This window comes from Pseudoalteromonas neustonica, assembly GCF_001653135.1.
GTDB classification, from domain to species: domain Bacteria; phylum Pseudomonadota; class Gammaproteobacteria; order Enterobacterales; family Alteromonadaceae; genus Pseudoalteromonas; species Pseudoalteromonas neustonica.
The window spans coordinates 1-25,019 of the sequence record NZ_BDDS01000019.1; the positions used below are offsets into that span (position 1 = coordinate 1).

Annotated in this window: 18 protein-coding genes and 1 pseudogene; 7 read left to right on the forward strand and 12 right to left on the reverse strand. The window is 38.8% G+C overall.

The window, feature by feature from the left end; genetic code table 11:
- Positions 1-137 (forward strand): annotated as a pseudogene (locus tag A7967_RS23440) (transposase); the annotation flags it as partial.
- A gap of 587 nt (positions 138-724) precedes the next feature.
- On the opposite strand, the gene A7967_RS18135 reads toward A7967_RS23440, so the two are convergent.
- The 3 genes from A7967_RS18135 to A7967_RS18145 all read right to left on the reverse strand — a co-directional run bounded on the left by A7967_RS18135 (position 725) and on the right by A7967_RS18145 (position 7,528).
- The gene (locus A7967_RS18135; RefSeq protein ID WP_064435946.1) at positions 725-2,800 is read right to left on the reverse strand and encodes a basic secretory protein-like protein; all 2,076 of its coding nucleotides are present in this window, start codon (positions 2,798-2,800) and stop codon (positions 725-727) included.
- Positions 2,801-2,861: 61 nt separating this feature from the next.
- On the reverse strand, positions 2,862-5,693 hold the full coding sequence (locus tag A7967_RS18140) for a TonB-dependent receptor domain-containing protein (RefSeq protein ID WP_064435952.1): 2,832 nt from the start codon (positions 5,691-5,693) through the stop codon (positions 2,862-2,864).
- A gap of 368 nt (positions 5,694-6,061) precedes the next feature.
- The gene (locus tag A7967_RS18145) at positions 6,062-7,528 is read right to left on the reverse strand and encodes a basic secretory protein-like protein (protein WP_064435947.1); all 1,467 of its coding nucleotides are present in this window, start codon (positions 7,526-7,528) and stop codon (positions 6,062-6,064) included.
- A 775-nt stretch (positions 7,529-8,303) separates the two neighbouring features.
- Between A7967_RS18145 and A7967_RS18155 the strand changes: the two genes are divergently transcribed.
- Complete coding sequence (locus tag A7967_RS18155; RefSeq protein WP_054206482.1) at positions 8,304-9,137, forward strand: helix-turn-helix domain-containing protein; 834 nt, start codon at positions 8,304-8,306, stop codon at positions 9,135-9,137.
- A gap of 53 nt (positions 9,138-9,190) precedes the next feature.
- The gene (locus A7967_RS18160) at positions 9,191-10,699 is read left to right on the forward strand and encodes a serine hydrolase domain-containing protein (RefSeq protein WP_064435949.1); all 1,509 of its coding nucleotides are present in this window, start codon (positions 9,191-9,193) and stop codon (positions 10,697-10,699) included.
- A gap of 544 nt (positions 10,700-11,243) precedes the next feature.
- Here A7967_RS18160 and A7967_RS18165 read toward each other — a convergent pair.
- Entirely contained in the window at positions 11,244-11,771 is a 528-nt protein-coding gene (locus tag A7967_RS18165) for a CIA30 family protein (protein ID WP_054206480.1), read from the reverse strand.
- Positions 11,772-11,869: 98 nt separating this feature from the next.
- On the opposite strand from A7967_RS18165, the gene A7967_RS18170 reads away from it, so the two are divergent.
- Together A7967_RS18170 and A7967_RS18175 are read left to right on the forward strand one after the other, a co-directional pair.
- Positions 11,870-12,607, forward strand: coding sequence for a hypothetical protein (locus A7967_RS18170; RefSeq protein ID WP_064435950.1), 738 nt, complete (start codon positions 11,870-11,872; stop codon positions 12,605-12,607).
- A 190-nt stretch (positions 12,608-12,797) separates the two neighbouring features.
- Positions 12,798-15,983, forward strand: coding sequence for a S41 family peptidase (locus A7967_RS18175; protein ID WP_439951189.1), 3,186 nt, complete (start codon positions 12,798-12,800; stop codon positions 15,981-15,983).
- 208 nt (positions 15,984-16,191) lie between these two features.
- On the opposite strand, the gene A7967_RS18180 is transcribed toward A7967_RS18175, so the two are convergent.
- From A7967_RS18180 to A7967_RS18195, 4 genes are all read right to left on the reverse strand, one after another.
- The gene (locus A7967_RS18180) at positions 16,192-16,512 is read right to left on the reverse strand and encodes a Rossmann-fold NAD(P)-binding domain-containing protein (protein ID WP_197279088.1); all 321 of its coding nucleotides are present in this window, start codon (positions 16,510-16,512) and stop codon (positions 16,192-16,194) included.
- Positions 16,513-16,859: 347 nt separating this feature from the next.
- Entirely contained in the window at positions 16,860-17,528 is a 669-nt protein-coding gene (locus A7967_RS18185; RefSeq protein WP_054206477.1) for a hypothetical protein, read from the reverse strand.
- Positions 17,525-18,268 (reverse strand): hypothetical protein, encoded by a 744-nt coding sequence (locus A7967_RS18190; protein WP_231659106.1) that lies wholly within the window; start codon positions 18,266-18,268, stop codon positions 17,525-17,527. The genes A7967_RS18185 and A7967_RS18190 overlap by 4 nt, the downstream gene beginning before the upstream one ends.
- Positions 18,269-18,295: 27 nt before the next feature.
- The gene (locus tag A7967_RS18195; protein WP_054206476.1) at positions 18,296-18,880 is read right to left on the reverse strand and encodes a putative periplasmic lipoprotein; all 585 of its coding nucleotides are present in this window, start codon (positions 18,878-18,880) and stop codon (positions 18,296-18,298) included.
- A 232-nt stretch (positions 18,881-19,112) separates the two neighbouring features.
- Between A7967_RS18195 and A7967_RS18200 the strand changes: the two genes are divergently transcribed.
- Both A7967_RS18200 and A7967_RS18205 read left to right on the forward strand, forming a co-directional pair.
- The gene (locus tag A7967_RS18200; protein ID WP_054206475.1) at positions 19,113-19,829 is read left to right on the forward strand and encodes an enoyl-CoA hydratase/isomerase family protein; all 717 of its coding nucleotides are present in this window, start codon (positions 19,113-19,115) and stop codon (positions 19,827-19,829) included.
- Positions 19,830-20,035: 206 nt separating this feature from the next.
- Positions 20,036-20,932 carry a hypothetical protein gene (locus A7967_RS18205; RefSeq protein ID WP_054206474.1) on the forward strand — a complete coding sequence of 299 codons (897 nt, stop codon included), beginning with the start codon at positions 20,036-20,038 and terminating at the stop codon, positions 20,930-20,932.
- A gap of 100 nt (positions 20,933-21,032) precedes the next feature.
- Here the strand turns inward: A7967_RS18205 and lnt are convergent, their stop codons facing one another.
- Genes lnt through A7967_RS18225 form a run of 4 tightly spaced genes read right to left on the reverse strand, consistent with a single transcriptional unit; the run spans position 21,033 to position 25,004 of the window.
- Positions 21,033-22,604, reverse strand: a complete 1,572-nt coding sequence (gene lnt / locus A7967_RS18210; RefSeq protein ID WP_439951188.1) for an apolipoprotein N-acyltransferase — start codon at positions 22,602-22,604, stop codon at positions 21,033-21,035.
- Positions 22,573-23,457, reverse strand: a complete 885-nt coding sequence (corC, locus tag A7967_RS18215) for a CNNM family magnesium/cobalt transport protein CorC (RefSeq protein WP_054206473.1) — start codon at positions 23,455-23,457, stop codon at positions 22,573-22,575. The genes lnt and corC overlap by 32 nt, the downstream gene beginning before the upstream one ends.
- A 22-nt stretch (positions 23,458-23,479) precedes the next feature.
- Positions 23,480-23,938, reverse strand: coding sequence for an rRNA maturation RNase YbeY (gene ybeY / locus A7967_RS18220; protein WP_054206472.1), 459 nt, complete (start codon positions 23,936-23,938; stop codon positions 23,480-23,482).
- 4 nt (positions 23,939-23,942) lie between these two features.
- Positions 23,943-25,004 carry a PhoH family protein gene (locus tag A7967_RS18225; protein ID WP_054206471.1) on the reverse strand — a complete coding sequence of 354 codons (1,062 nt, stop codon included), beginning with the start codon at positions 25,002-25,004 and terminating at the stop codon, positions 23,943-23,945.
- Positions 25,005-25,019 lie beyond the last annotated feature (15 nt).

The window sequence follows — 25,019 nt, forward strand, 5'->3', positions numbered from 1 at the left end:
GGTTAAAACTGACCACGCAATTTACACGCGTATTTCATGGCGCAGTAGGTAGGACGACCTCACAAGAGAGTTACTGTGAACACTTGAGCAGAAAACGGCGTAGCAACGTCAGTAACAGCGAAAAGCTACTGGCATAAAGTTAAAAGTCCTCAGTAAAAAGTTAAAACTGCAATTATGCAGTTATTTTCATGCGCGTAATTTAGGTTTCACAGTATAGGCGCTCGCTTAATGAACGATGTGCAAGTGATGATATAAAAAGAGATAAGTTTTTAGCCTAAAAGAGTAAACTTAGTAGCACAGTTTTATTTACTCAATTAAAGTGGCTGTCTAGTTTATTTCATTGCTGTAGGTGTTGTCTTGAATGCAGACCAACTTGCATATTCTCATTAAGCTTTGATCACGAAAATCACTCGATTAAAGCCAATGGGATCAAATTTTGACTTCAGATATTATAATTCCTGACCGTCCGCTCATGTCACTCACCAGCCACTCGACAACATAAGATGTTGATAATAATTGGTAAGGTATTTTGCTGTGTAGGATGGCGTTGGTCAGGTGCTACTGAGAGCGATCTTTCTTTTACAAATTATTATTAATAATCATTTGTATCAACTTGGTCTTATTTTTACTTTCCTTTTTATTGAAGTGGTTACTTTAGCTTTAAAATAAAAAAGCCTTAACATTGACGTTAAGGCTTTTTGTTTACCCGGGGTTTCACAAAAATTTATTCTTTAGTTAGTAATGCAATTTCGCCAAGTTGAACTAGGCGGCCTTCATCGCCTCCAACACCATCGCCTGTTTGCTCATTTAAAAAGCTGAACCGGTAATATGCATAAGCAGTTGTATTACTCGGTACTTCAAATTGATAGGTAACTAAGCGTGCAGGATTATCGGGGAACATGGCGGTATCAATAAGTTGCCAGTTGGCACCATCGGTTGAGCCAAATACTTGCCAGCTAGTAGGATCGCGTTGTGGGTTATCGTTACCCGTTGCAATACTGTAGCGGTTAAGTAGCTGAGTTTGTTCAAAACTAAAATCAACATCAACACTGGAGACGACTTGTATTGGCAGTAGTGTAGGGGCGTGCTCTGCTACCCACCACGGCGCTTCAATGATCGCGTTATATTTATTTTTAACGTTATTATCCGTTGTTTTATCAACCCCTTCTCCCCAAATACCTACATCAGTGGCGTAGCCCGTTACTGTCATGCCGGCATCTTGTGCAAAGTTACGGTAACCTTCTACCGGTGTTGGGTAAGAGGGAGTTAACCCTAAGTCATTTTTTAAATACTGCTGATACTGCGCGAAAACAATATCTATACCGCGTTGCGCTGAAAAAATTGATTTAAATGCAGCGTCAAAACTCCATTCTTCAATTTCATTGGCTGAGGCATTAAATAAACGTATAAAATCAGTATTTTGATTTGTATTCGCCACCCATTCTAAAAAGAACGATGTTTGATTGTAGGCATCTTCATTCCAGCTATCGATCCAGCTAATTTGTGGGCGTTGATGTTCTAAAAAGCCTGCTTTAATACGCACATAATTAGCTAAGCCTTCCAGGTAGCTGTGAAGCTCTGCACCGGGTTTATATTCGCCGTTTGCTGGCGTGTTATTGTAGCCATGGGTTAATTCGTGCCACAGTATACCCATGATCTCTTGACGTAATGCTTCATCGCCTTTACTTTCTAGGTTAGCTAAGTGGTTTAGATCAAAATATAAAATCATATTTTTATCTGTGCCGCTTTTTGCTGCGGGAAAGTCATATTCACCTGTTTCAAAATTCAGTGTTTCGAATACATTGATTTCAGTTACGTTAGTATAAAGAATTTGCGCAACGCCTAATGAAATTTGATGGATAATGTCTGTTAAGTCAGGCATTACACGCTCTAATGCGAGTTGCCCAGGGTGATCTGCTAAGTTTTTAGTATAACTAACCGCAGGTTTTGGAAAGCCAGCCCATGGTGTAGCAGGGTCCCAAACACGAATCGCATTTTTATCTACTAACGTCGTGCTGCCTTTATCATTACTTGCCGTGAGTGTAACTGTTTTAGGCCCTAACGAACTAAATTTGACTAGAGGGCTTAGCGCTGTACTTGTTGCTGGTGTTCCATCTTCAAATTGCCATTCCCAGCTTGTAGCGCCAGCTAAAGAGGTGTCTTTAAAAATGATAAATTGGTCAACTTCTGGCGTTTTATCATTGACGTTATAGCTAACTATCGGGGCTTTTGCTTTTACTTGAAGCTCAATTTCAGCAAGTTGCAAAATATCGTTCCCATAGCTATCAGTGCCACCGTGAACGAGTTCAAATTTATAATATTGATAAGCACTTAATTCGCCTTCAATCTCATAACTATTTAATTGCCCACGTTTAGCAAATACTTGGTTAGCTTGGCTATCAATTTCAAGCCATTCGTTAGCATCGTTTGAGGCTTTGAGTACCCAGTTTTTTGGATCTCTGTTGGGTTCGTCATCTGCTGAAATGAAGTTATACGACACGAGCTCATAAGCTTGGCTGGCTTTAAATATGACGGTCGCATTTTTTGAAAACGTTAAAAATTTAGTGCCTTTATTACCATCAAATAAATTGCTAACTGTTTCAGCTGGTGGCGAGTCTGCATCAATCGCTGAGATTTCACGGCCTGCATCAGTGCTCATGTTTCTAACCGCGGTTTCTGTTACAACCGCAGGGGTATCTGTTTTTGGTTTTGCTGTTGAAACAAACCCAGAGCCGTCATTGCACCCGACTAGCAGACTTGTTACACACAAAGCGATTGTTGATAAATGTAATTTTTTCATGATATTACCTGATTTTTAATTATTATTAGGTGCTTAATTAATATTAAGCACCTGTGGTATTTTAAAAGGCGTAAGTTAAGCGCAGCGAGAATTGGCGGCCAAGTGTGTCGTATGCGCCCATGCGATAAAATGGGTAGCCTGTAAACGTTTCATCTTGTGGAGGCATCGCATTAAATAGGTTATTAATAGTGAAAATAACGCGTGCATCTTCATTTAGCTGTTGACCTAAAGTTAGGTTGTAGCGGGTCCATGCGGGCAATTTTACGCGATCACCATAATTGGCGTTATTCCACAGGGCGCCTTTGTAATTCGCTAATACAGAAATAGCAGTATTATCGTGCTCCCAGGTAACGCTCGCATTCGCTAAGGTGCGAAAATCCATGTTGTTTTGGTCATCAAGTAAATCAAGTAACTCATCGCCAGCACGCAAACGCTCTTTCTTTTTCAGTGTGCGAGTTAAGTTAAACTGATACTTGAACGAGCCAAGGTCAGTTTCAGCTAGGCCTTTAACGCCAATATCAACACCAGCATCTTGACGTTCAGATGCATTAATATAGCCTTCAGTAATTGTATGCGGTGTGTAAGGGTCGCCAGAGATTGGGTTACCTAATCGGTCAGTGCCATTGCCTGCGCCGTCGTAGCGTTGAATGCGCGAAGCCATGTTTTTACAGCGCTCAGAGTTACTATCAAATACGCCTGTTTGGCAGTCATAGTCAATCGACATAATGTAGCCTGCACTAAGGACTTGAATTTTGTCTTTGATTGTAATGTCGTAGTAGTCGATATTAAACGAAAGGTATTCGTTAAACTCATAGACGATACCCGCAGTAAAGGTGCTTCCGGTTTCTTCTTTTAAGCTTTTATCACCAGTTGATACACTTTCAAAGTTTACTTGTAAGCTGGGTTGATCAGGGTTGCTTTGAAGGTCTGCGTTTGCGCAACTAGTTGCCAGAGCACTGGCGTCATATTCTAGTGCTTCGTCTGAGTTGGCTAATTGTTTACATGCATCTGCAAGGATGCGGTCGTTGCCTGCGCCAAAGTTACCACTAAAGCCTTTATAAACAGCCGCTAAATCAGGCCCACGGAATGTTGTGCCCATTGCTGTTCTAAAAACGACTTCTTCAACAGGGCGGTAGCTTAAACCTAATTGTGTGGAAAATGCGCCGCCTACGTTAGAGTCATCATCATAATAGTCATAACGTACAGCGGATTCGATATCAAGCGTATCAGTCACAGGAACTAACACTTCAATTGCCGCGGCATAACGATCCCGCTCGCCTTTTGTTGTTACCCCTGTCAGACCTTCAAACTCTTTATTTAGAACTCGTTCATCAGGGATTGCTTCTGTCCCTTCATTCATAAATTCTATATAGGCTGAAAACGCCACTGGCCCAGCTGGAAGTTCAAATAAATCACCAGTAATATCTGCGGTAAATGTATTATTAAATGAGTTACCTTGATATGTGGCCCAATCGGCAATTTGCAGTGCTGAATCAGGGGTTAGCTCACCAAACCACAACCCGTAATTTGGGCGGTGTATTGGTAGGTTATTAACTTCGCCGAGTTTCGCACCAAGAACAGATGACAGACCTGTTTTGGTGTTATGCAAATAGCGGTCAGAAAAGTCATACTCTGAGCGTGAAAAGCCTAGTGAGTAATCTAAGTCAGCAACTTGGCCCATAACACCAAAGTTAAATGAATAAGAAGTGTCTTTAAATGTACGACCATAACCATCATTGGTGTACTCATTGTCGAGCACTTTACGCCACATGTATTTTACACTAGCGCCTTGACTGCCGTCTTTGTTTGCTAGATCAGGATCCCAAAACTCAGTATCGTTAAAGAATAATGTGCCACGGCTACCTTTCTTTTCTTGGCTGATATAAAAGCCATTTGCAAATAAGGTAAGGTCATTACTTAATTCATATTCTGAATTTAAGTAACCACTAAATGTTTGATTTTTATTTATTAAATGGTTGTCGCCTGTTTCATCCCAGCCACAGCTCATGCCATAATTATTACGCTGAATAAAGTGTTGCACAGCCTTTGGGTGAGGGTTAGTTTCGGTGTTGCAATATTGTGTACTGTAGTTATTGATTGTTGGTGTATCAAGCGAGTAAACAGTAATAGATCGGTTTAATTCGCGGTTTCCATTTGGCGCAGGGTTATCCCACAGACTGTCGTGATAAGGACGATCACTTGAAAAAAGCCCCGCGTTATCTTTGTATTCTAATGCGTAATCAAGGGTCCATGCATCTTTGCTATAGCCACCTACAAAACTAACGCTTTTACGGCGATTTGAGCCATACGTATCTACACCACCGTCAATATCGATATATTGACCTTCAATTCCTTTTTTGGTGATGATATTAACAACGCCACCCATTGCTTCTGAGCCGTAAATAGCTGACGCGCCGCCCGTTTGAATATCAATACGATCAACCATTGCAGTTGGTATCATATCTAGGTTAACAAAGTTTGTTTGGCCGCCAAAAGGCATAGGGTAATATGCTAGACGCTTACCGTTAACGAGGATCAAAGTGTACTCAGGGCCTAAACCTCGTAGGTTGAGCTCTTTTGCACCAGGTGTATAAGAGCCTGTGTTAACTTCACCTAAAACAGCGCCCGTTGCTGCTGTATTATTTGCCAGCGCATCATAAACAGATGAAAATCCATTTTTGATCATATCATCAGAGGTGATCGAAAATACGTTCACAACCCCTTCAAGTTCGGTACGTTTAATACGCGAACCAGTTGTTACTATACGTTCAATTTCAGTCTCTGCGACGTTATTTTCAGTATTTTGTTCAGCCGCAATAACCGGAATTGACAAGGCGCATGACAGCGCTATGCAGATTTTAGAAAAAAAATATCTTTTTGGTAACTTATTCATATCCCCACCCATTTTATTATTTATATAGTTTAGAACGTTCCAATTTAAAGCTAAAAAAAACTAAATTTACATAGCTACAGGCTAATAAATATTTATATTTTATTCGTATATCAATTTTATTTATTAAAAACAAACCCAGAAATAGGAACGATCCAATAATCAGCTAGAAAATAAACAATGTCAAACAAAAATTACATTTAGTTCACAAAGTTTTCTATTTTAAGGTCGATTTAAAATGTAAGGACAGGTAACTTTGAGGCAGTAATTTAGAGGGGGTTGGAGGGCTACTTGGCGAACAAAGAGGGTGGGGATATGCATATTTATTAGTAAAAAGCATATAATTGGCTATATGCTTTTTATTATTTAGTTTATTGAGCAGTGATTAGGCTCTGCTGGTATTGTTCCCAAAGTGAAGAAAGAGGCTCGTCAGTGAGTGATTCTATGGCAGTTTGAAACGACCACGGTTCAATATTTTTTGCAGTTTGATTAAATCGGTATGCAAAATCATCCACTTTGTTGTCAGATAACCACTTTAAGAAAAACCCTGTATTAGTGTAACCACCAAGCCATGTTTGTGAGGTTTTAGGTGAGCGTGTTTTATGATAGCCAGCTTCAATTCTGATCAAGTCGGCCATGCCTTCAATAAAGGCGTGAGTGTCGTCAGATGCATAACTGGTGTTTGCAGGAAACAGCTGGTAACCATGGGTAAGCTCATGCCAAAGCACACCAAGTAGCTCATATTTGACGACTTCATCCGGTTGTTCTTTGAGTTTTTCAGTAATATATTTTGAGCTAAAGGCGATAACCATATTGGTTTCATCACCGCTGCGATACGCTAATGTATCCATCCACTCTAATTTAAATTCTACTTGGCGAAACTCTGGTACTTCTGCAAAATTTTTATATAATTCTTTAACTAATTGATGTGTAACATCATCAATTGTTTGGGATAAATCAGGAAATAGTGCAATTAGACGATGATAACCCGGTGATTTTTTATCAATAAAATTCAACTTTACAGTTGGAGTTTTAAACCCTTGCCATGGTTTACTTTTATCGAGTACTTTAATTGCATTATATTTGGTTAAGGTGTCTGAACCATAATTATTAATCGCTTTTAAAGATAAATTATAACTGCCAGGTTCAGCAAAACTCACTGTTGGGGATGGTGTATTTTTAGAGAGTATGGTTTTATTGGCGCGCCATACATAACTGGTTGGTTTGTTGAGCGTATTGCTTTGTAGTTGTACATTTTCATTTGGTTTTACAATCTGTTTTGATACCAAAAAGTCAACAACAGGTAACTTGGTAGGGGCTAAAAGCTGTAAGTCCGCCAACTGAAGATAATTGTCTCCCCATTGTGTTTTACCGCGTTGGGTCATTTCAAGGCGGTAAAACTGATAGCTACTTTCATTATCAAGCTCAAATTCTGCGGTAAAACCCCTCTGTGCAAATTTAAAATCACTGATTGTTTGCAGTGTTTGCCAGTCAGTCTGATTATTTGAGCCACGTAGCGTCCAATTGCTTGGGTCGCGCATTGGTGCATCTTGCGCTGAGGTTAATCGGTATTTTTTTACTGAGATAGGTTTGCCATAATCAAACTGAACCCAAGTGCTACTTTGTTTTGATAGGTATTTACTACTTTTTGAATCATCAAATAATTGGGTTAACCCTTCACCGGCTATTTCATCAGGGTATTGACTAGACACTTTACTTGTCGTTGAAAGGGGATCAGTGATATCAATCAGTACAAGGTCATTATTATTTATTGTAGGTGTGAAGCTACAGCCAGTTAGTAAAAAAATAGGCAGTATAGAAAGTCGTTTTTTCATCATTATTTTAAATTTAGTGTGGTTTTTGTAGTAATTTATTGCAACGTTCCAAAAATAGCAAGGTTAATTGACCTCAGAATATTCCTTTTACAATTAAACTTTACTGAAAGTATTAGGGCGTGTTGACCTTTATAGATGAAGATAAAAGATGATAACAAAGATGGGATAACAAATAACAAAGATAACACCCATCCTAATGTTTGGTAGCACAGCTTTATTTACTCAATTAAAGTGGCTGTCCAGTTTATTGACCTCTTATAGGACTAAATATATATGGTTTTTAAGAATAACTTTGGCTACTTTGGGATTCATAGCATGACATTATTAATTATGGATATGTTTCTCGTTCAGTTCGACTGGAAATACATACTTGCAGGTTTTCTTTTTTATCTATTCGCCTATCCAATTTGGTCAAGTAAAAAACGTGGAAAGCGTGATTCAGAAAACTCCAAAATTGATATACTTGAACTTATCGTTGAGTTTCTTATTGAATTTATCATATGGTTTTTCCGTACACTTGGTCGTTTATTTAGGATCTTGTCGGGTAATAAGGGTGATACTATTGCTCTCGACATCGACCTATAGTTGGGTAGTATGAGCCTTTTAACCTTAAGCCTCTTACACAACGCATCATGCATTTCTTATTAACAGTTATTTAAAATGCTGGTGGCTCTGAACCAATAAATGACCGCTCATTGTATAACGTATTACTGACTCTTAAATAGCACCAATAATGCTGTTTTTGTCAAGCTGCGAGTTTTGTATGGGAATATTAATAATGAATACGTTTAAATTTAGCGAAGATGAAGAACATCGTGCTATTACAGTTGTTCCTGCCAACAGTGAGGTAATTAAAACAGTCAAATTGGTGTATTATTTTCCTCATGTTTTTATGCCTATGCATAGCCATAAAGTGAGCCAATTTTCTTCGCTTGTATCAGGTCAAGCAATAGAAAAAAGTAGATCATCAGAAGTAGAAAACCAAATAGGTGTTGTTGAGTATAAACCGTTGTCGCATAGGCACAGTAACGTTATTGGTCCCTATGGCGCTTTTTTTCTATCAGTCAATATTGACTCGGAGCAATCGGCTTTTTTTGATGAATATGGCGCGTTAAATCATCGCTTTAGTGAACTAAGTCAAATGTCAGCGCAATGGCATGGTATGAGCGGTATGTTGATGCAACCAAGTTGTTCACAACACATTGATTATGAAGAGCGTGTGCTTGGCATTTTTAGCGCCACCATCCCTTACGCCAAAAAGTTAAGGTATCCGCCTACGTGGCTAAAACTCGCAGAGCAGGCCTTAAACGAAAGTGATATGAGCATCGAGCAAATAGCAGTGAGTGTGGGGGTGCACAGAGTACACCTGAGTCGTATTTTTCAAACCTATTTTGGTATGTCAATTTCACAATATCGACAACGATTAGCCTTGCAAAAAAGCATTTCGGCTATTTTATGTGACCAAAATAGTATTAGTTCAGCGAGTGCTTTTGGCGGTTTTTCAGATCAAAGTCACTTTACGCGAACACTTAAAAACCAATTTAATATAACACCACGCCAGCTAGCAAAACTTTTTTCATCAAAGCGAGGTGATGTTACATCTATTCTATAAATAGGCTTATATCCATGATGAAATAAACAAAACTAATCAAGGTAGATAAATAAATGAATTATATAATACAGGCGTTAAGTTTTATTATTTTAATATCGTCATTTGGTATAGAGGCAAAGCAAAATCAATTTGATAGTGAGTTTTTAAACTCATTTGTAAATAATATTAAAGAAACAGCACAATTACCGTCAGGGACTGCGGTTGCTGTTGTTTATGAAGATAAAATAATATATGAAGGCTATTGGGGTTATCGTAATATTCAAGAAGGGTTAAAAACTGATGCTGATACTCGCTTTTACATTGCATCTGTAACCAAGCCATTTCTAGCACTTAATCATCTACTTGATGCTTCGAGTAATACAACGTTAAAGAGCACTACCTTAGAGGCGATGTTTCCTGAGTTAATATTACCAGGGCGAGAAAATATTGTGGCTAAAGACTTACTGACTCATACGGCTTCAATTAATAATCTACCGTTGGTATTAGCAACGGCTTTTAGCGGTGAGCACACAGCGCAGTCTATTGAACAGCTGGTAATACAAGAGTCAAGCTTATCAAAAGAAGCGGTGGGTGAGTTTAAATATACAAATGTTGGTTACAATATTTACAGTGTTTTTGCAGATCGTTATTTTAAGCAAAGCTGGCAGGAAAAGTTACAAAATCAAATTTTTGAGCCCGCTAAAATGCTTTCAACCAGTGCTAAATCCTCCCACATTAAAGATAAATCGCGCATTGCTAAACCCTATTCTTTAACTAACCCCAAAAGTAGTGAACCACTTTATTTAGAAAAGCAAGATAGCACTATGCATGCTGCTGGGGGGATGTACGCGACCTCTAAAAATCTAGGGCGGTTTTTAATTGCTCAATTAAATCAGGGGTATATTGATGGTAAAGGCGTTTTTCCGTCAGAGGTAATTGCAAAATCCCATACTCAGCAAGTAACTACAGATACTGCTTTTTTAGATTTTAAGCGCGATGGCTATGCATGGGGCTGGTACACTGGTGATTATAAAAACCAGAGAATGTTACATCATTTTGGTGGCTTTGCAGGAGCCCATGCACATGTTTCATTTATGCCTGAAAAGAAAATTGGCCTTGTAATTTTAAATAATGAAGATTTTTTAAGTAGTCGTTTAACCAGTGTTATTGCTGATTATGTATATGGCTCACTTTTACAAGAGGCAGGCATTAAAGAGTCTATAGTGCAAAGAATTGCATCGCTCAAAGGTAAACTAAGCGCAATAGATACAATGTTAGCGAATCAGCAAAGTAAATTAAATAAAAGAGAGTTTTTACTTAGCCTACCAAAAGAAAATTATGTCGGAGAATATACTCATCGTTTGCTTGGCACAATGACGGTTAAATTGAACATTGAGGGTCGGTTTGATGTCACGTGGGGTGTTATGCACTCTAGATCTACAGGGATGGATAAAGTAGAGCAAATAAGGGTTCAAATGGAGCCGACTTCAGGAACAGTGATTCGTTTTGATGTGACTGAAAATGTAAATTCATTGTCTTATGGCGGGATAGTTTTTAACAAAACCGTAGAAAATAAACTCTGACCTTACTTATCTAAAGTCACTTTATTTAAAGTAAATCAATACCTTAAATAATTGAAGCTCTGAGTGTATTAAACTTTAAGTTGAAATATATTTTAAAGCAGGGACTTAAGATTAAAATCAAGAAAAGGAACACACTTTTAAGCGCCATGTTCCTTATTTTGGTTAGCTCAACTATTACGCTGCTACTTTTGGCCAATGCTCCAAAAACACTCTATAAATTAAAGTGCTTCAAAAGTAGCAGCTATGCCTTGCCTGCCGCTTGTACACATAGTGACTAGCCCGTATTTACTGTTAATACGCTTAAGTTCGTGCAGGGATTTTCTGACAAAATATATGCCAGTCCTTTTTTATTTTATTTATATTTAGACAGAAAATAGCAGATAAAACTACGAGTTATCTCAGATCTATTTTGGAGGTTGTGGGTGATTACACAAATCGCTAACAAGTGATTAATAAAGCCTGTTAGTGTGATATGTAATACGTTTTAGCCCATGCTTAATTGAATTACTCCCACACACTTTTCAGGGATAGAATTTTGTTGTGATTAACTATTATTAAAGGCTATTTGGTTTATTTCGAGTTTAAAGTCGCCTTGTTGTTTTTTAGCTATCATGATGCCTAGCTGCCTAATATCTTTAAAGTAAAAGTTAGGGTTTTGCTCAAGTATGCGCCCGCGAAAAGTTAGGCTAAAATCCGAAGGTGTAAAGTTCACTAGGTGCCATTCATCTTTGGTGGTTTTAAATGAAGTTGTATAGGCTGGACCATCTAAATATTGTGTTGTTCTTAATCTAAGTTGGTAAGTTTGGCCATCACCTTTAACGCGTAATGAAATTTGGTTAGCGGCTTGCTCATTGGTGTTAATGGCTGTGCGAACCGATGCAAACCCGCCGTTGTTTTCAAGTGATACAGTACCTGAAAAAACTAATGCGTCATCTTTTTCATACACTTGGCTTGTTGATAATCCACCCATTACAGAGTCATTGACTATATACCAACTTTGATTTGCGCTTACAAACCCCGACGGCAAAAGCAAACTTACGGCAACTACGGATGCAATATTATGTATTTTCATTGGTACGCCTCAGCGGTATAGTGGTTTAGGTATACAAACCTATCAATACGTATGTTTACTAAAATTGTTCAATTATTTTTTAATATGTTGGGAAAAACATGAAATCAGAGACATTTTTTAAATGGGTATGGAACTTAAATGGGCTAATTTTATTGTTAGGAATTGTAATAGGAACTTTGTTAATCTCATATCAACTCGCTCAAACAATATTTAGCGATAATTATATTGAGCCACCGACGTTAAATTTAGCCGATGACAAAAACGAAGAAGAAAAATGGCGCCTGGGCTACCCGCAAAGAATAGGAAAAACGGACTTTTACTTTATAGAGCTTGAATCTGAAAAGTTAACGATTGAAGCGGAAACAGAACGTGAGTTTGGCCAGGTTACAGAAAATTTTAATGGTTCTTCTTATTATAAATATAACGCAACACGCTCAAAAAATGTGATGTTTATAAATGGCAAAACAAACCATTCAAATTGGCTTTTTAGTACGACAGATCAATTGATTCTTGATATTCAGCCACTTTATTTATCTGAATTTGACTCGCAATCAAGTGCGGCTGGTATTGCCTATGACGTTATTAAAAACGACACAAATAACGATGGCCTTTTAAACAGCGATGACAAAAGCACTTTTGCATTAAGTAAAACGGATGGGAGTGACTATAACGAGATTATTACAGGCTACGATAGTGTCCTTGAGTATGATGTAAATGAAGATGGCAATTTATTTGTACTATTTATAGATAATAGTGACGTGTTTTCAATGCTAGTTGATTTAACAACGTTTAAAATAACGAATAAAAAGCAACTTCCTAAAGTCGGGGGAATATAATAATTACAGTATGATAAATTAAAGTGCGTGATTATTATTTACACTCTGTTACAGTAATTTTTCGAACAAAGCTGCAATCCGTATTTATGTTGTTATGATGATATAAAATAACAGCATAAGGATAGTAAAGTTGAAATTACGCACTTTATTAACAGCAGTAGCCGTCGCAGTTGCACCTGCAATATCGCCAATGGCTTTTGCTTATGACACACAAGATACGCGTTTATTACGTTTTCCTGATATTCATAAAGAGTCAGTGACGTTTGTTTATGCCGGTGACATTTATATCGCCAATACAAAAACCGGTAAAAGCACGCGTTTAACTGATCATATTGGTTTTGAAACCTTTCCTAAATTTTCTCCTGATGGGTCAAAAATTGCTTTTTCGGCGCAATACAATGGCAGCCGCCAAGTGTATGTTATGAACCGCGATGGCAGCGAACTAAAGCAGCTGACTTACTATAACGACGTAGGTGTTATGCCACCTCGAGGTGGGTTTGACTACCGTGTACTTGATTGGACACCCGATGGGAAACATATCGTATTTAGAGCGAATCGTACACCGCATGGCAAACGTGTGGGTCGCCCATATATGGTACCCGCTGAGGGAGGCTTAGAACAACCATTAGCAATTCCTGAAACTGGCGGTGGTATGTTATCGCCAGATGGAAAACAGTATGTATATACCCCAATTGATCGTGAATTTCGTACGTGGAAACGTTCGCGTGGCGGGCGTGCTCAAGATGTATGGGTATACGATTTAGAAAATAATAAATCAACGCAATTGACCACTGACAGGGCAACCGATCAACAACCTACATGGGTGAACGACAACATTTATTATGTGTCGGATCGAGAGTACACGTTAAACTTGTACAAGCATCAAGACGGTAAAAAGCCAGTAAAAGTCACCCATCACAAAGATTTTGACGTACTTTGGCCATCAGCTGGGCCTGACGCCATAGTGTATGAAAATGGCGGTTACTTGTATCGCTTTGATGATGCAACCCAGCGCGAAGAAAAACTGACCATCAATGTACAAGGTAGTCGTGAATATGCCATGCCTTACAGCAAAAATGTCAGCGATTTCATTGATTCAATGGATGTATCTCATGATGGTAAGCGTGTAGTGTTTAGTGCGCGTGGCGAATTATTCTCTGTGCCAGTTAAAAATGGCCCAACACGTAATTTAAGCCATACGCCTAAAGGACGTGAAATAGCGGCATCTTGGTCACCAAATGGCCGTTACATTGCATATATGAGTGATGAAAGCGGCGAGTATGAAATTTACATACAAGACAGAGCCAACAACAATAAGGTTAAGCAACTTACCAGTAATGGCAGTATTTGGCGTTTTGACCCTATTTGGTCGCCAGATAATAAAAAGCTATTGTTTGCTGATCAAAATCATACGCTTTGGTGGCTTGATATCAAAACGGGTAAACAGCACAAAATTGATACCGCAAAATATGAAGAAGATAGCTTAACCACGTATATTTGGTCACCTAATAGTAAAGACATTGTTTTTGTTAAAAATAATGAAAACCGCTATGCGTCGCTTTGGCATTACAATATTAAAGGTAAGCGAGTTACTCGCCTAACAGACGATATGAGCAGTGAAACAAATCCGGCGTTTTCGCCTGATGGACAACAGCTATATTTTACCTCAGAGCGAGACTTTAATTTAACCTTTAGTAGCTACGAATTTGATTACATGTTTAACAACGCAACGCGCCTTTATTCGGTTGCGGTAAACAGTAACATTAAGCCACTTAATGCCCCACTTACTGATGAAACAAGCATCGTTGATCCTAAAGCGGATAAAGACGATGAAAAATCAGCAAACACGCCAAGCAATCACATTGAAAGTGACGGCTTTATGGACCGTGTTGTTGCACTAAATGCGCCTGCTGGCAATTACCGCGCACTAACCGGTGTTAAAGAAGGCGTACTAACACTTTCATCCGGTGAGCTTAAATTAATCCCGATTGCGGTTGACGGTGAAATAGCGAGCGTTGCAGCGGGTGTTAATAGTTATAAAATATCAGCCAACGCAGAGCATATTATTGCGCGAGCAGGTGATAGTTTTAGTGTTATAAAACCAGCGCCTAAGCAAGACTTAAAAGCCACCGCGTTAAACCTGCAAGACATGGTACTTAAAATTGATCCACAAACAGAGTGGGCGCAAATGTACCGTGAAGGTTGGCGTACTTTGCGCGATTGGTTCTATGATGAAAACCATCATGGCCAAGATTGGGACGCAATTTTAAAACGCTATCAACCAATGGCAGATGCCGTTGCACACCGTGCAGACCTTGATCACGTATTAAGTGAAATAGCTGGTGAAATTAACTCTGGTCATATCTATGTAAACTCTGGGGATATGCCAAGAGCAACACGTTTACAACATGGTTTATTAGGTGCTGAAATTAGTGCGCATAAATCGGGTTTTGTAAAAATAGAAAACATTTTTAAAGGTGAAAACTGGCACGAAAACTTCCGTTCACCACTTAACGAAACAGGTATTAACGCAAGCGTTGGTGACTATATTGTTGAGGTGAATGGTCGTTCAGTAAAAGATGTTGTCAACTTTTATGAATTACTCGAAAACACGCAAGGCAAACCGGTTGAGTTATTGCTTAGTAAGTCACCAAGTTTGAAAAAAAGCTGGAAAGTAACCGTAGAACCAATCGCAAGCGAAACAGACCTGCGTTATTTACAATGGGCGCAATCACGTGCTGATTACGTTAATAAACTCTCAAATGGGCGTATTGGCTATGTACACTTGCCAAACACGCATTACGAGGGAAATCGTTCGTTATTTAAAAACTTTTTACCGCAAACAACCAAAGATGCAATGATCATCGATGATCGTTATAACGGTGGCGGATTTATTCCAGAGCACATGATCACTTGGCTGGCGCGTAAACCGCTAAACTATTGGAAGCGCCGTGGTGTTGAGCCAACTAAAACACCACAATTTGCTCACGATGGTCCAAAAGCGATGTTGATCAATGGCTACTCAAGCTCAGGTGGTGATGCGTTACCGTATTACTTCCGCCAAGCAGGCTTAGGTAAATTGATTGGTACACGTACGTGGGGCGGCTTAATTGGTATTTCAGGTAATCCAAGTCTTGTTGATGGTGGCTCTGTAATTGCAGCGACCTTTAGAATACTTGATAACGACGGTAACTGGATAATCGAAGATGAAGGTGTTAGCCCTGATATCGAAGTGATTGATCGTCCAGAGCTTATTCAGGCAGGCCAAGATCCATCGATTGAGCGCGCCGTTAAAGAGCTATTAAAAGAGCTTAAAGCGAACCCGAAAAAGCCACTTGTTGTGCCACCGGCACCAACTGAGTTTGGCAAGTCGTAAGGTTAATAGGCATTAATAATTGAGCCAGCATTTGCTGGCTTTTTTATGTTTTTACGGTAGGGCGTGTTTAAATTTACTGTAGGCGGGGCTTTATGCCAAGCAAATATGAGGTTTTACAATACAAGTGCGAGTTAAACTCAAGCTTAGAGGAACTGATATTAAATATTGTAGAACGCTTTTTATGGCGAAAAGGACGTATAAATATCTGCTAACGTTTAAACAGCTCATCTAATTTAAAATATTCAACACCATCACCGGATTGTTTGCTGATATTACTCATCCTTTTTGCGACTTGTTGGCCTGCAATTGGCTTAAACTTTTTAAGCCCCGGTAGCATGCATAATATAGGTAAAAGCACGCTGCCTAGCTTTTCACCAATGCGAAAGTCGTTGTCACGCTTCCCTAATAACAACGAAGGTTGAATAATACTAATACGCTTAAAAGTCAGCGTTTTTACTGCATCTTCAAGCTCGCCTTTCATTTTTAAATAGGCGCTATTACTGTGAGCATTTGCTCCGCTTGATGACACTAATATACCCAAATCACCTCAAGATGCAGGATTCAGCGTTTCACAGGGGCTTAATATCAAGGCGTTACTTTGCAACAATGGCAGTCCCTTTTAAGAAGTAACAACGATGAGAGTAAGCTAACTATTTAGCTTACTCGCAGGTTATTAGCTAACCCAAACCCGGAATAATAAACCTATTTCCAGTGGCTATTTGCAACGCTAACTACGTTGAATTTACTTGCAATAGACAAGCTTCGACGCGTAAATTCGCCTTGTTATCCCTGAAAATCACCGACAGGAGAGTTGAGTAAGTTTTTATACTGTTAAATCAATACGTTAGTAAATATCTTAACCCGAGTTCAGGTTAGCTATTTTGTTGCTGTATTTAAAATAACGATAGGTTCTAAAATATGTGTGAGGACTTGCTCATATTTACTCTTGTCGGATAAATCTGGCGTATGCAGATCTAAGCCAATCTCGAGATTGTAAGTTTTACTATCTGGAACATAATATTGTATGGCAAGGCTTATAACAGACCTGAATTCAACTGATTTTATAGTCGCGATATGTTGTTCAACCCCATGCCAATTAGCAGTGCCATCAACCACTTTGATAGAGATTTCTTTTGGATGAATAACTAACAGAGTGTCAACGCTTGGGTATTCCGCTGTAATGTTATTAAACGTGTGCTGCATTGCTGTTTGTATTAACTCAGCGTTGAGCTTACCTGTGTTGGTATCAAAAGCGCCGCCTTGCTCAATAATAAAGTCATTAAACACTGTTTGTGCTTGAGGGTTTAAGTTGGTCAATGTATGTTTTTTTGAGAAATTGGCAACGTTATTATCAAATGCTTCTCGGTAGAGTACTTTGTTACCGGTATTTGCTGTTGGTAACCATATATAGGCTAGATTGCTATGGGTTGCGGGCTTGGCGAATGTAATTGTATTCGCTGTCACTTTGGGGTCGCTATTGTATTGAACTAGTTTGCAACCGACTAAATTTAGCAAAGCGATAATGATAAAAATGTGTTTAATCATTTTTTCGTCTTCCAAGTGTCAATTGTCTCTAATGCGAATTGTAACGCGCTATCCAATTTTGCAGGGTCTTTAAATAATTTGTCGGCATCTTTAACAATAATTTCTTCATCGCTATTAAATTGCGCTACTAACTCAATGCCTCCAGAGCCCATAGTTAAAAGTGTGTCATACTCATCTCGAATGCGGATATACACTCTGCTGCCTGGCACATAACCTTGTTCGTTTTGAAATAGTGATACAAATATATCACCACCATCGGCACCACCTTCAAGGTAAGACTCTTCTTGGCCATACCATTTGGCTACGTGGCCTAATAAAATACTGTTAGTAAAATGTGCGCGTACGGTATCAACACCTGCAAATACAAATGCATTTATACCTAGCTTAGTTTTTGTTGTGAAAAGGGCTTTTTTCCAGAGTTCATTACGTAGGTTTTCATTTTCTTGACCAGTAAGCGGGTCATATAAGTTGTCAGCGTTGTCTAATAATTGATGAAATACAGTATAAACTTCGCTGGCATCTACTACTTTAAACCCACGCTCTTCAAGTGCTTTTTTTATAGGTGTCTTATAATGACTTTCTAATTGTTGTTTAAAGTAAGTGAGATCTTCTTCAACATAAAAACCGCCAAATCCGAGTACCTGATGGTTTGATTTTAATTGTGCCGTATTCATGTAATTAGGTGAAGAGTTACAGCCACTTAATGTGATAAGGATAATAATAGTAAAAATATATCTCATAATAATTCCTGAAAAATGAGTGTAAAATTAAAGTAACTTGATACCAATTTTAGCGAACGAAGTGAGGGTAAGGTGCCTGTATTCACTTCCTCCGACTTGTGAGCGCCAATTGATTGTGACTTTTTTATTATTCAAGCTGCTATCAGTATAAAAAATTAAGTATTTGGCTTCCTCTGGTAGAGTAAATTGTGTTTTGTAATATAGATTACCATCCAAGTCTAAGGTTGTTGGTAAGCTATATCCCCATGCTTCATAAGGTTTAAGGTGTTTAATAACCTGCTTTGATTTATCTAAAATCAGTAACTGTGGATAAACCAGTGTTGCAGTTTGAATAAAAGCACCATTGGCGTGACTAAAAACTTGGGCAAAGCGACTATTGTGTGGTTTTTCAATTGCAATGAATGGGCTTTTAGCCTCGTTAAAAAGCCTGACTGGCTGCTTTTCTAAATCAAAGTAAGTAAGCTGCTTTGGTTGTTGGGCTACAAATTTAATCGATTTTAAGTCCGAGCAGCATGCAGTACGGTTATTTAACTTGATTAGATCACTTTCAGGCGAATTAGCGCAAGAAGATAAGAACAGAGGTAAGATCAATGCGGTCGCTAATTTTTTCATAACTTTTATTATTATTATTTATGTGTAAATAATACCTAATCTGGAACAAGACATAAAATATATAAAACTTGAATATGTGACACAATGTAAATGAAATTAAACAAATTATGGGGGGAAGCTGTGTTACTCCAAATAATCGGTGGTATTTAACTACACAAGAAACAAAGTTAAGCATACTTGCAAATATGGATAAACGTATTTAAAAATAACTATAAAATTGAAAAGGCACTTTATGAGTATCATAACTTTAACGACTCACAATAATATTGCGATTTTAACTTTAACAAATGGTGAAAATCGTCAGAACCCACAATTTGCGCAGCAACTCAAACAGATGCTTGCAAAGGTTGTTGAAAATCAAAACCACAAAGCGCTCGTGATCACTTCAAACGATGAAAAGTGCTGGAGCTTAGGTATTGACACTGACTGGCTATTACCTGCAATGAAGGCAAAAAACGCCGATGAAATTCGTACTTTTATGTACGATATGGACGATGTATTTAAAACGTTACTACTTTTCCCAATGCCAGTGATTGCTGCTATTAATGGCCATGCTTTTGGTAACGGTGCAATTTTAGCTTGCGCCTGCGATTTTAGATTTATGCGCGGCGATCGTGGGTTCTTTTGTTTCCCTGAAGTGGATTTATCTATTCCATTTTTACCGGGGATGATAGCTTTTGTAAAAAAAGCGATACCTTATTATCGTTTTAACGAAATGAAGCTAACAGGGCGCCGAGTATCTGGAGCCGAGCTGGCTATTGATCACGTTATTGAGAAAGCCTCAACTGACCAAGAAAACTTATTAGCCGATGCAATGGCGTTTGCAGCCACGTTTGATAAAAAGCGCACTATTTTTGCCGAGCACAAAAAGCGCTTACACAAAGACATTATTCAGATCATTGATGAAGAAAATAAGCCATTCATCGATAAGCTAGCCTTGATGGTTTAAGTTATAAATCGCCATTTTCGTGTTTAAGCGCTAATTGTTGATTGTTATTTTTAATAATACATAGCTTAAAATTTGGATCGGATTATGGATAATCAAACTTAAGTTGATGAAGATAAAATAGACGAAGTTGTATTTTTCAGAATTTTCCTATTGCCTGTTGTTTATTGTCTATGCTAATAATTTGCTATATTAAAAAAGGATTTGCAATGTTAAAAATTACACATCTGTTTATTTCTATATTTCTCCTTGCTTGCTCTGTCTCCGCGTTTGGTCAATCGGAGGTTGTTATTTGCAATGACTGCTCACAAAATAAACAAGAAAGAGTCGCGAAATTCAGTGCAGAATATAACACTAGGTCTATTGTCGTTGTTGATATGAAAAATGAAACAGCAAAAAAGTTTGACACTTTCTACTCTGAAGATCGGTTTGGTGAGCCGTCGATAAATGTATCTCAGACATCTTTGAATAGTGATGAACTCCATGATTTGGATTTGCTTTATCAGTACCGTAAAGAGTTAGTGCGTGTTGTTACACTAGCTGCGAATAAAAGTATGTTTGGGTCAGAGACGAACGCTTTTAATAAAAATAGTTTAAATACTGCTTCTTCAAGCGGCTCAACTGATGATTATGTAATTGGAAAAGTAATTAAAGTTAAAGGTAGTCCCTATGATTTTATGAATAATAGTTCCTTTAGAAATAGTATTTATAATTCACATTTTGGAGGTTCAACGAGTGGCCTAGCAAAAATTTTATCAAATACCATGAAAACGATTAAGTTTCCTAGTATGAATAAACCAGAAGTTTATATTAAAGTTGAGTTTTACAGTGATGATCTAGGCAACGTTCCTAACGGATTTATTAGTGTAACTTTAAAATTAGTGACTCAGTCTTTTGATATATTAGGTGGACGAGATGGGTTTAATAATTCAATCCCTCTTACCCGTGCTGATGTAGATGGTCGACAATTCAAATTCTCAGGGGCTGCTGATGGCCTTAAGGAAAAAGCTAAGTTTGAATTGTATATCAATCCTTTTGGTGGCGGTTGCTCTGTGACTAAAACGGAAGTTATAGGTAATAGAGTCGTTTATACCTACCGCTGTTAATTTGTTTGGCAGAGTAACTTTTAGGTTGAATCTAAAAGTTACCCTTTATGTTAATTAAATAATTACGCAAACAGGCATAAGGCTGAACCTTTAACCTGGCCTAGCGCCTAGCACCTCTAGTAATCCCACCAACCCCCATCAATACCACTGCAATCCACACTGGCAAATTACCATATTGGCTATAAATACTGTCGCCTTCGATTAATTTAATTTCAGCTTTAAGTACGTCAGCTTTAAACTGTGGCATGTTTAATTGAGTGTTACTAATAGGATCGTACACGCCGCTGATGCCGTTGTTAGTAACACGAATAAGTGGGCGTTGTAACTCAAGGGCACGCATTCGTGCTATTTGCATATGCTGGTGGGGGCCGTGTGAGGCGCCAAACCATGCATCATTGCTGACGGTAAATAAAATATCAGAGTCATTATGATAATTACCCCGGACTAAATTGGCAAAGGCTATCTCGTAGCAAATGGCTGGCAGGATATTTAAACCGTTAGCACGTAGGTTATTTTGCACTTCATCGCCGCGAGTGAATGATGACATGGGTAAATCAAATAATGGTGCGATAGGGCGCAATATCTCTTCAAATGGCACGAATTCACCAATAGGGAGTAATTGATGCTTTTGATAGCGGTTATTGCCTAGGTATTGATAATGGCCATGCTCATCATCACGCTCTTTATTACCAAGTACTATAAGAGTGTTGAAAATAGCGCGAGTATGGCGCTGATAGTCAACAATACCCGTTATGAGCGCTGTATTATTAAAGGATGCAGCACTATCCAGACCCGCTAAAAAACTATCAGCGAGGGCTTCTATTTCGGGGACTGCGGCCTCTGGCCAAACGATTAAATCAGCATTCCAATTTGGCCGAGTCATGTCTTGATATTTGCTCATGGTGGCCCAAAATTCACTGGGTTCAAAACGTAGGTTTTGTTTGATATTACCTTGTACGAGCAGTGTGTTAATCGTTTTATCACTGTATTTATTATCATGCCCTACAACACCTATAACGCTGATAAGTCCAATGATCGCAGTGCTGATCAACGTGGTTTTTATTTCTTTATCAAAGATTAAGCGAAACAGCGAAAAACCAATGGTTATACATATTAATGTTAAGCCAAACTCACCAACTATAGGGGCTAAATAATTAAGTGGGCTGTCGGTTTGGGTATAGCCAAAACTTAACCAAGGAAAACCGGTAAGTACTACACCACGTAGGTACTCAGTTATAGCAAAGGTGCTAATAAGTAATAAACCATAGCTATTAGGCCCACTGGCAAAGCGTGCAGAGAGCGCAAAGGCAAGTGCCGGATATATAGCTAAATAGGCGCATAACAGCACCATCAATAGCAATGAGGCTACTAATGGCATTCCGCCAAAGGTGGCGATAGATACATGCACCCAGCTTATTCCTGCACCAAACCAGCCAAGGCCGAATATAAACCCATATTTAGCGGCATGTTTGCTGGCTAATTTACCATATTGGTTTTTTGATGTATGTGTACTATGGATTGCTACTGCTATGCAGGCAAAGGTGAGGGGCCAAATCTCAAAAGGAGCATAGCTTAGCGTTAAAAAGAGGCCCGCAAATAATGCGAGCCATGCTTTTTTATCTTTTGCTAAGTTTAGGCAATTAGTCAGTATTGTCTTCACTATCGCTGTCATCAGCCTTTGGTACGGTCACTTGTAATTGCAGTAAGCGTCGGCTATCTGCATTAGTGACTTTAAATTGTAGACCATCGATTAAAATGGTTTCGCCGCGTCCAGGCATATGACCAAAGGCATGTAGCACTGTACCACCTATTGTGTCGGCGTCTTGACTGCTATAGCCACTTTTAAATTTTTCATTAAAGTCATCAACGGGTGTTAGCGCTTGAACAATAAACACATGTTTTGCAACTTGACGAATATCTTGTTGCTCTTCTTCTTCATCATGTTCATCTTCAATCTCACCAACGATGAGTTCAAGAATATCTTCAATGGTAACTAAACCGGATACACCGCCATATTCATCAATAACAAGTGCCATATGATAGCGTTGTTGGCGAAATTCATTAAGCAATGTATCAACACGTTTACTTTCAGGTACAACTACCGCTGGGCGTAAATAATCGCGCAGTGATGGCAGTTGATCATCTTTATTTAAAATTAACGGCAGTAAATCTTTTGCTAGTAAAATACCTTCTATATGATCTTTATCTTCACATACCACCGGAAAGCGTGAATGTGTTGAATGAACCATCATTGGAATTAGTTCTTCCAGTGGAGCGTCAACTTCAAGGGTGATCATTTGTGAGCGCGGGATCATGATGTCTCGCACTTTAAGCTCAGACACGCCAAGCACACCTTCAATCATCTCTTTGGTTTCAGGATCAATTACATCCCGTTCTTGCGCGTCGGCAATTACCTCAACCAGCTCTTCTCTATTCTGGGGTTCCCCTTGCAACATTTGGGTAATTTTACCCAACCAGGTCTTGCCAGAAGAACCCTGGCTAGTCTGCGAGTTATCGTCGCTCATTGCGTCTATTTGCTCCGTAAATTTAAATATCGTCCCGATATGGGTCTGCTATGCCTAGATCAGCTAGTAATTGCTTTTCTATGCTTTCCATCTCATTCGCATCTTCATCCTTTATATGGTCAAATCCAAGTAAATGCAAGCATCCGTGGATCACCATATGGGCAAAATGGTCATGAAATGTCTTTTCTTGCTCAATTGCTTCAGCCAATACGATGGCTGGGCAAATAATTAAATCACCGACTAAAGGTATATCTATGCCAGGTGGTGCTTCAAATTCAAACGACAACACATTGGTTGGTTTATCTTTACCACGGTAGTCATTATTGAGTTGCTGGCTTTGTGCTTCATCAGCAATAACAATGCTTAGTTCTGATTCATCACGGTATTGGCTTAATGCTTTATTCGCCCATAGCGCAAATTGCTCAAGGGTAGGCAAGTTGTCAAACTCACAGGCTATTTGTAAATCAAGTTCAGTGTTCACGGCATTACTCTTTAGTAGCAAGTTGATCTTGCTCTTTATTTGCTAGCAAATCTTTGGCGCGCTGTTTTTCTGCACGCTTTAGGCGATCCGCTTCATCATTACGCTCATACGCTTCAACGATGCGCGCAACAACAGGATGGCGAACTACATCATGGGACTGGAAAAAGTTAAAGCTTATTTCTTCTACATCGCTAAGTACTTCAATGGCGTGGCGAAGTCCTGAACGTGCCCCACGAGGTAAATCTACTTGAGTGATATCGCCGGTGATCACTGCCTTTGAATTAAAGCCAATACGAGTTAAGAACATTTTCATTTGTTCAACCGTGGTATTTTGGCTCTCGTCTAAAATAATAAAGGCATCGTTAAGTGTACGACCGCGCATAAAAGCCAGTGGTGCAACTTCAATGATGTTTTGCTCAAGTAGTTTTTCTACTTTTTCAAAACCAAGCATTTCAAATAGTGCATCGTAAAGCGGGCGCAGGTATGGGTCTATTTTTTGACTTAAATCACCCGGTAAAAACCCCAATTTCTCACCTGCTTCAACAGCAGGGCGGGTTAGTAAAATACGGCGAATTTCTTGACGTTCTAAGGCATCAACGGCGGCGGCTACGGCTAAATAGGTTTTCCCCGTTCCTGCCGGACCAATACCAAAAGTGATATCGTGACGAAAAATATTTGAGACGTAATGACCTTGGTTATCATTGCGTGGTTTTATAACGCCACGACGCGTTTTGATGACAACTTCTTTGCCATATTCACTTAACTCGTCTTGCTCTAATGCTTTTGATTCACTAATTGCTAGATGTACTGCGTTAGCTTCAATGTCAGTAATAACACCGCGCACAGGCTGGGTATCGACATACAAATCTTTAACGATTTCCATGGCTGCAAAGGCACTGGTTGTTTTACCTGTGATTTTAAAGTAGTTGTCGCGGTGAGTAATTTCAACACCTAAACGGCGCTCAATATGTTTGATATTTTCGTCAAACGGGCCACATAAAGCACAAAGACGCTTGTTGTCGGAGGGTTCTAAATAAATCTCTAATTTTTTTAATTGATTACTCAAAATTGCTTCCTATTT

Excerpts from the sequence above, each read along its gene's own strand:
- A7967_RS18135 (WP_064435946.1), bottom strand. The coding sequence starts at position 2,800 with ATGAAAAAATTACATTTATCAACAATCGCTTTGTGTGTAACAAGTCTG.
- A7967_RS18140 (WP_064435952.1), bottom strand. The coding sequence starts at position 5,693 with ATGAATAAGTTACCAAAAAGATATTTTTTTTCTAAAATCTGCATAGCG.
- A7967_RS18145 (WP_064435947.1), bottom strand. The coding sequence starts at position 7,528 with ATGATGAAAAAACGACTTTCTATACTGCCTATTTTTTTACTAACTGGC.
- A7967_RS18155 (WP_054206482.1), top strand. The coding sequence starts at position 8,304 with ATGAATACGTTTAAATTTAGCGAAGATGAAGAACATCGTGCTATTACA.
- A7967_RS18160 (WP_064435949.1), top strand. The coding sequence starts at position 9,191 with ATGAATTATATAATACAGGCGTTAAGTTTTATTATTTTAATATCGTCA.
- A7967_RS18165 (WP_054206480.1), bottom strand. The coding sequence starts at position 11,771 with ATGAAAATACATAATATTGCATCCGTAGTTGCCGTAAGTTTGCTTTTG.
- A7967_RS18170 (WP_064435950.1), top strand. The coding sequence starts at position 11,870 with ATGAAATCAGAGACATTTTTTAAATGGGTATGGAACTTAAATGGGCTA.
- A7967_RS18175 (WP_439951189.1), top strand. The coding sequence starts at position 12,798 with ATGGCTTTTGCTTATGACACACAAGATACGCGTTTATTACGTTTTCCT.
- A7967_RS18185 (WP_054206477.1), bottom strand. The coding sequence starts at position 17,528 with ATGATTAAACACATTTTTATCATTATCGCTTTGCTAAATTTAGTCGGT.
- A7967_RS18190 (WP_231659106.1), bottom strand. The coding sequence starts at position 18,268 with ATGAGATATATTTTTACTATTATTATCCTTATCACATTAAGTGGCTGT.
- A7967_RS18195 (WP_054206476.1), bottom strand. The coding sequence starts at position 18,880 with ATGAAAAAATTAGCGACCGCATTGATCTTACCTCTGTTCTTATCTTCT.
- A7967_RS18200 (WP_054206475.1), top strand. The coding sequence starts at position 19,113 with ATGAGTATCATAACTTTAACGACTCACAATAATATTGCGATTTTAACT.
- A7967_RS18205 (WP_054206474.1), top strand. The coding sequence starts at position 20,036 with ATGTTAAAAATTACACATCTGTTTATTTCTATATTTCTCCTTGCTTGC.
- lnt (WP_439951188.1), bottom strand. The coding sequence starts at position 22,604 with ATGACAGCGATAGTGAAGACAATACTGACTAATTGCCTAAACTTAGCA.
- corC (WP_054206473.1), bottom strand. The coding sequence starts at position 23,457 with ATGAGCGACGATAACTCGCAGACTAGCCAGGGTTCTTCTGGCAAGACC.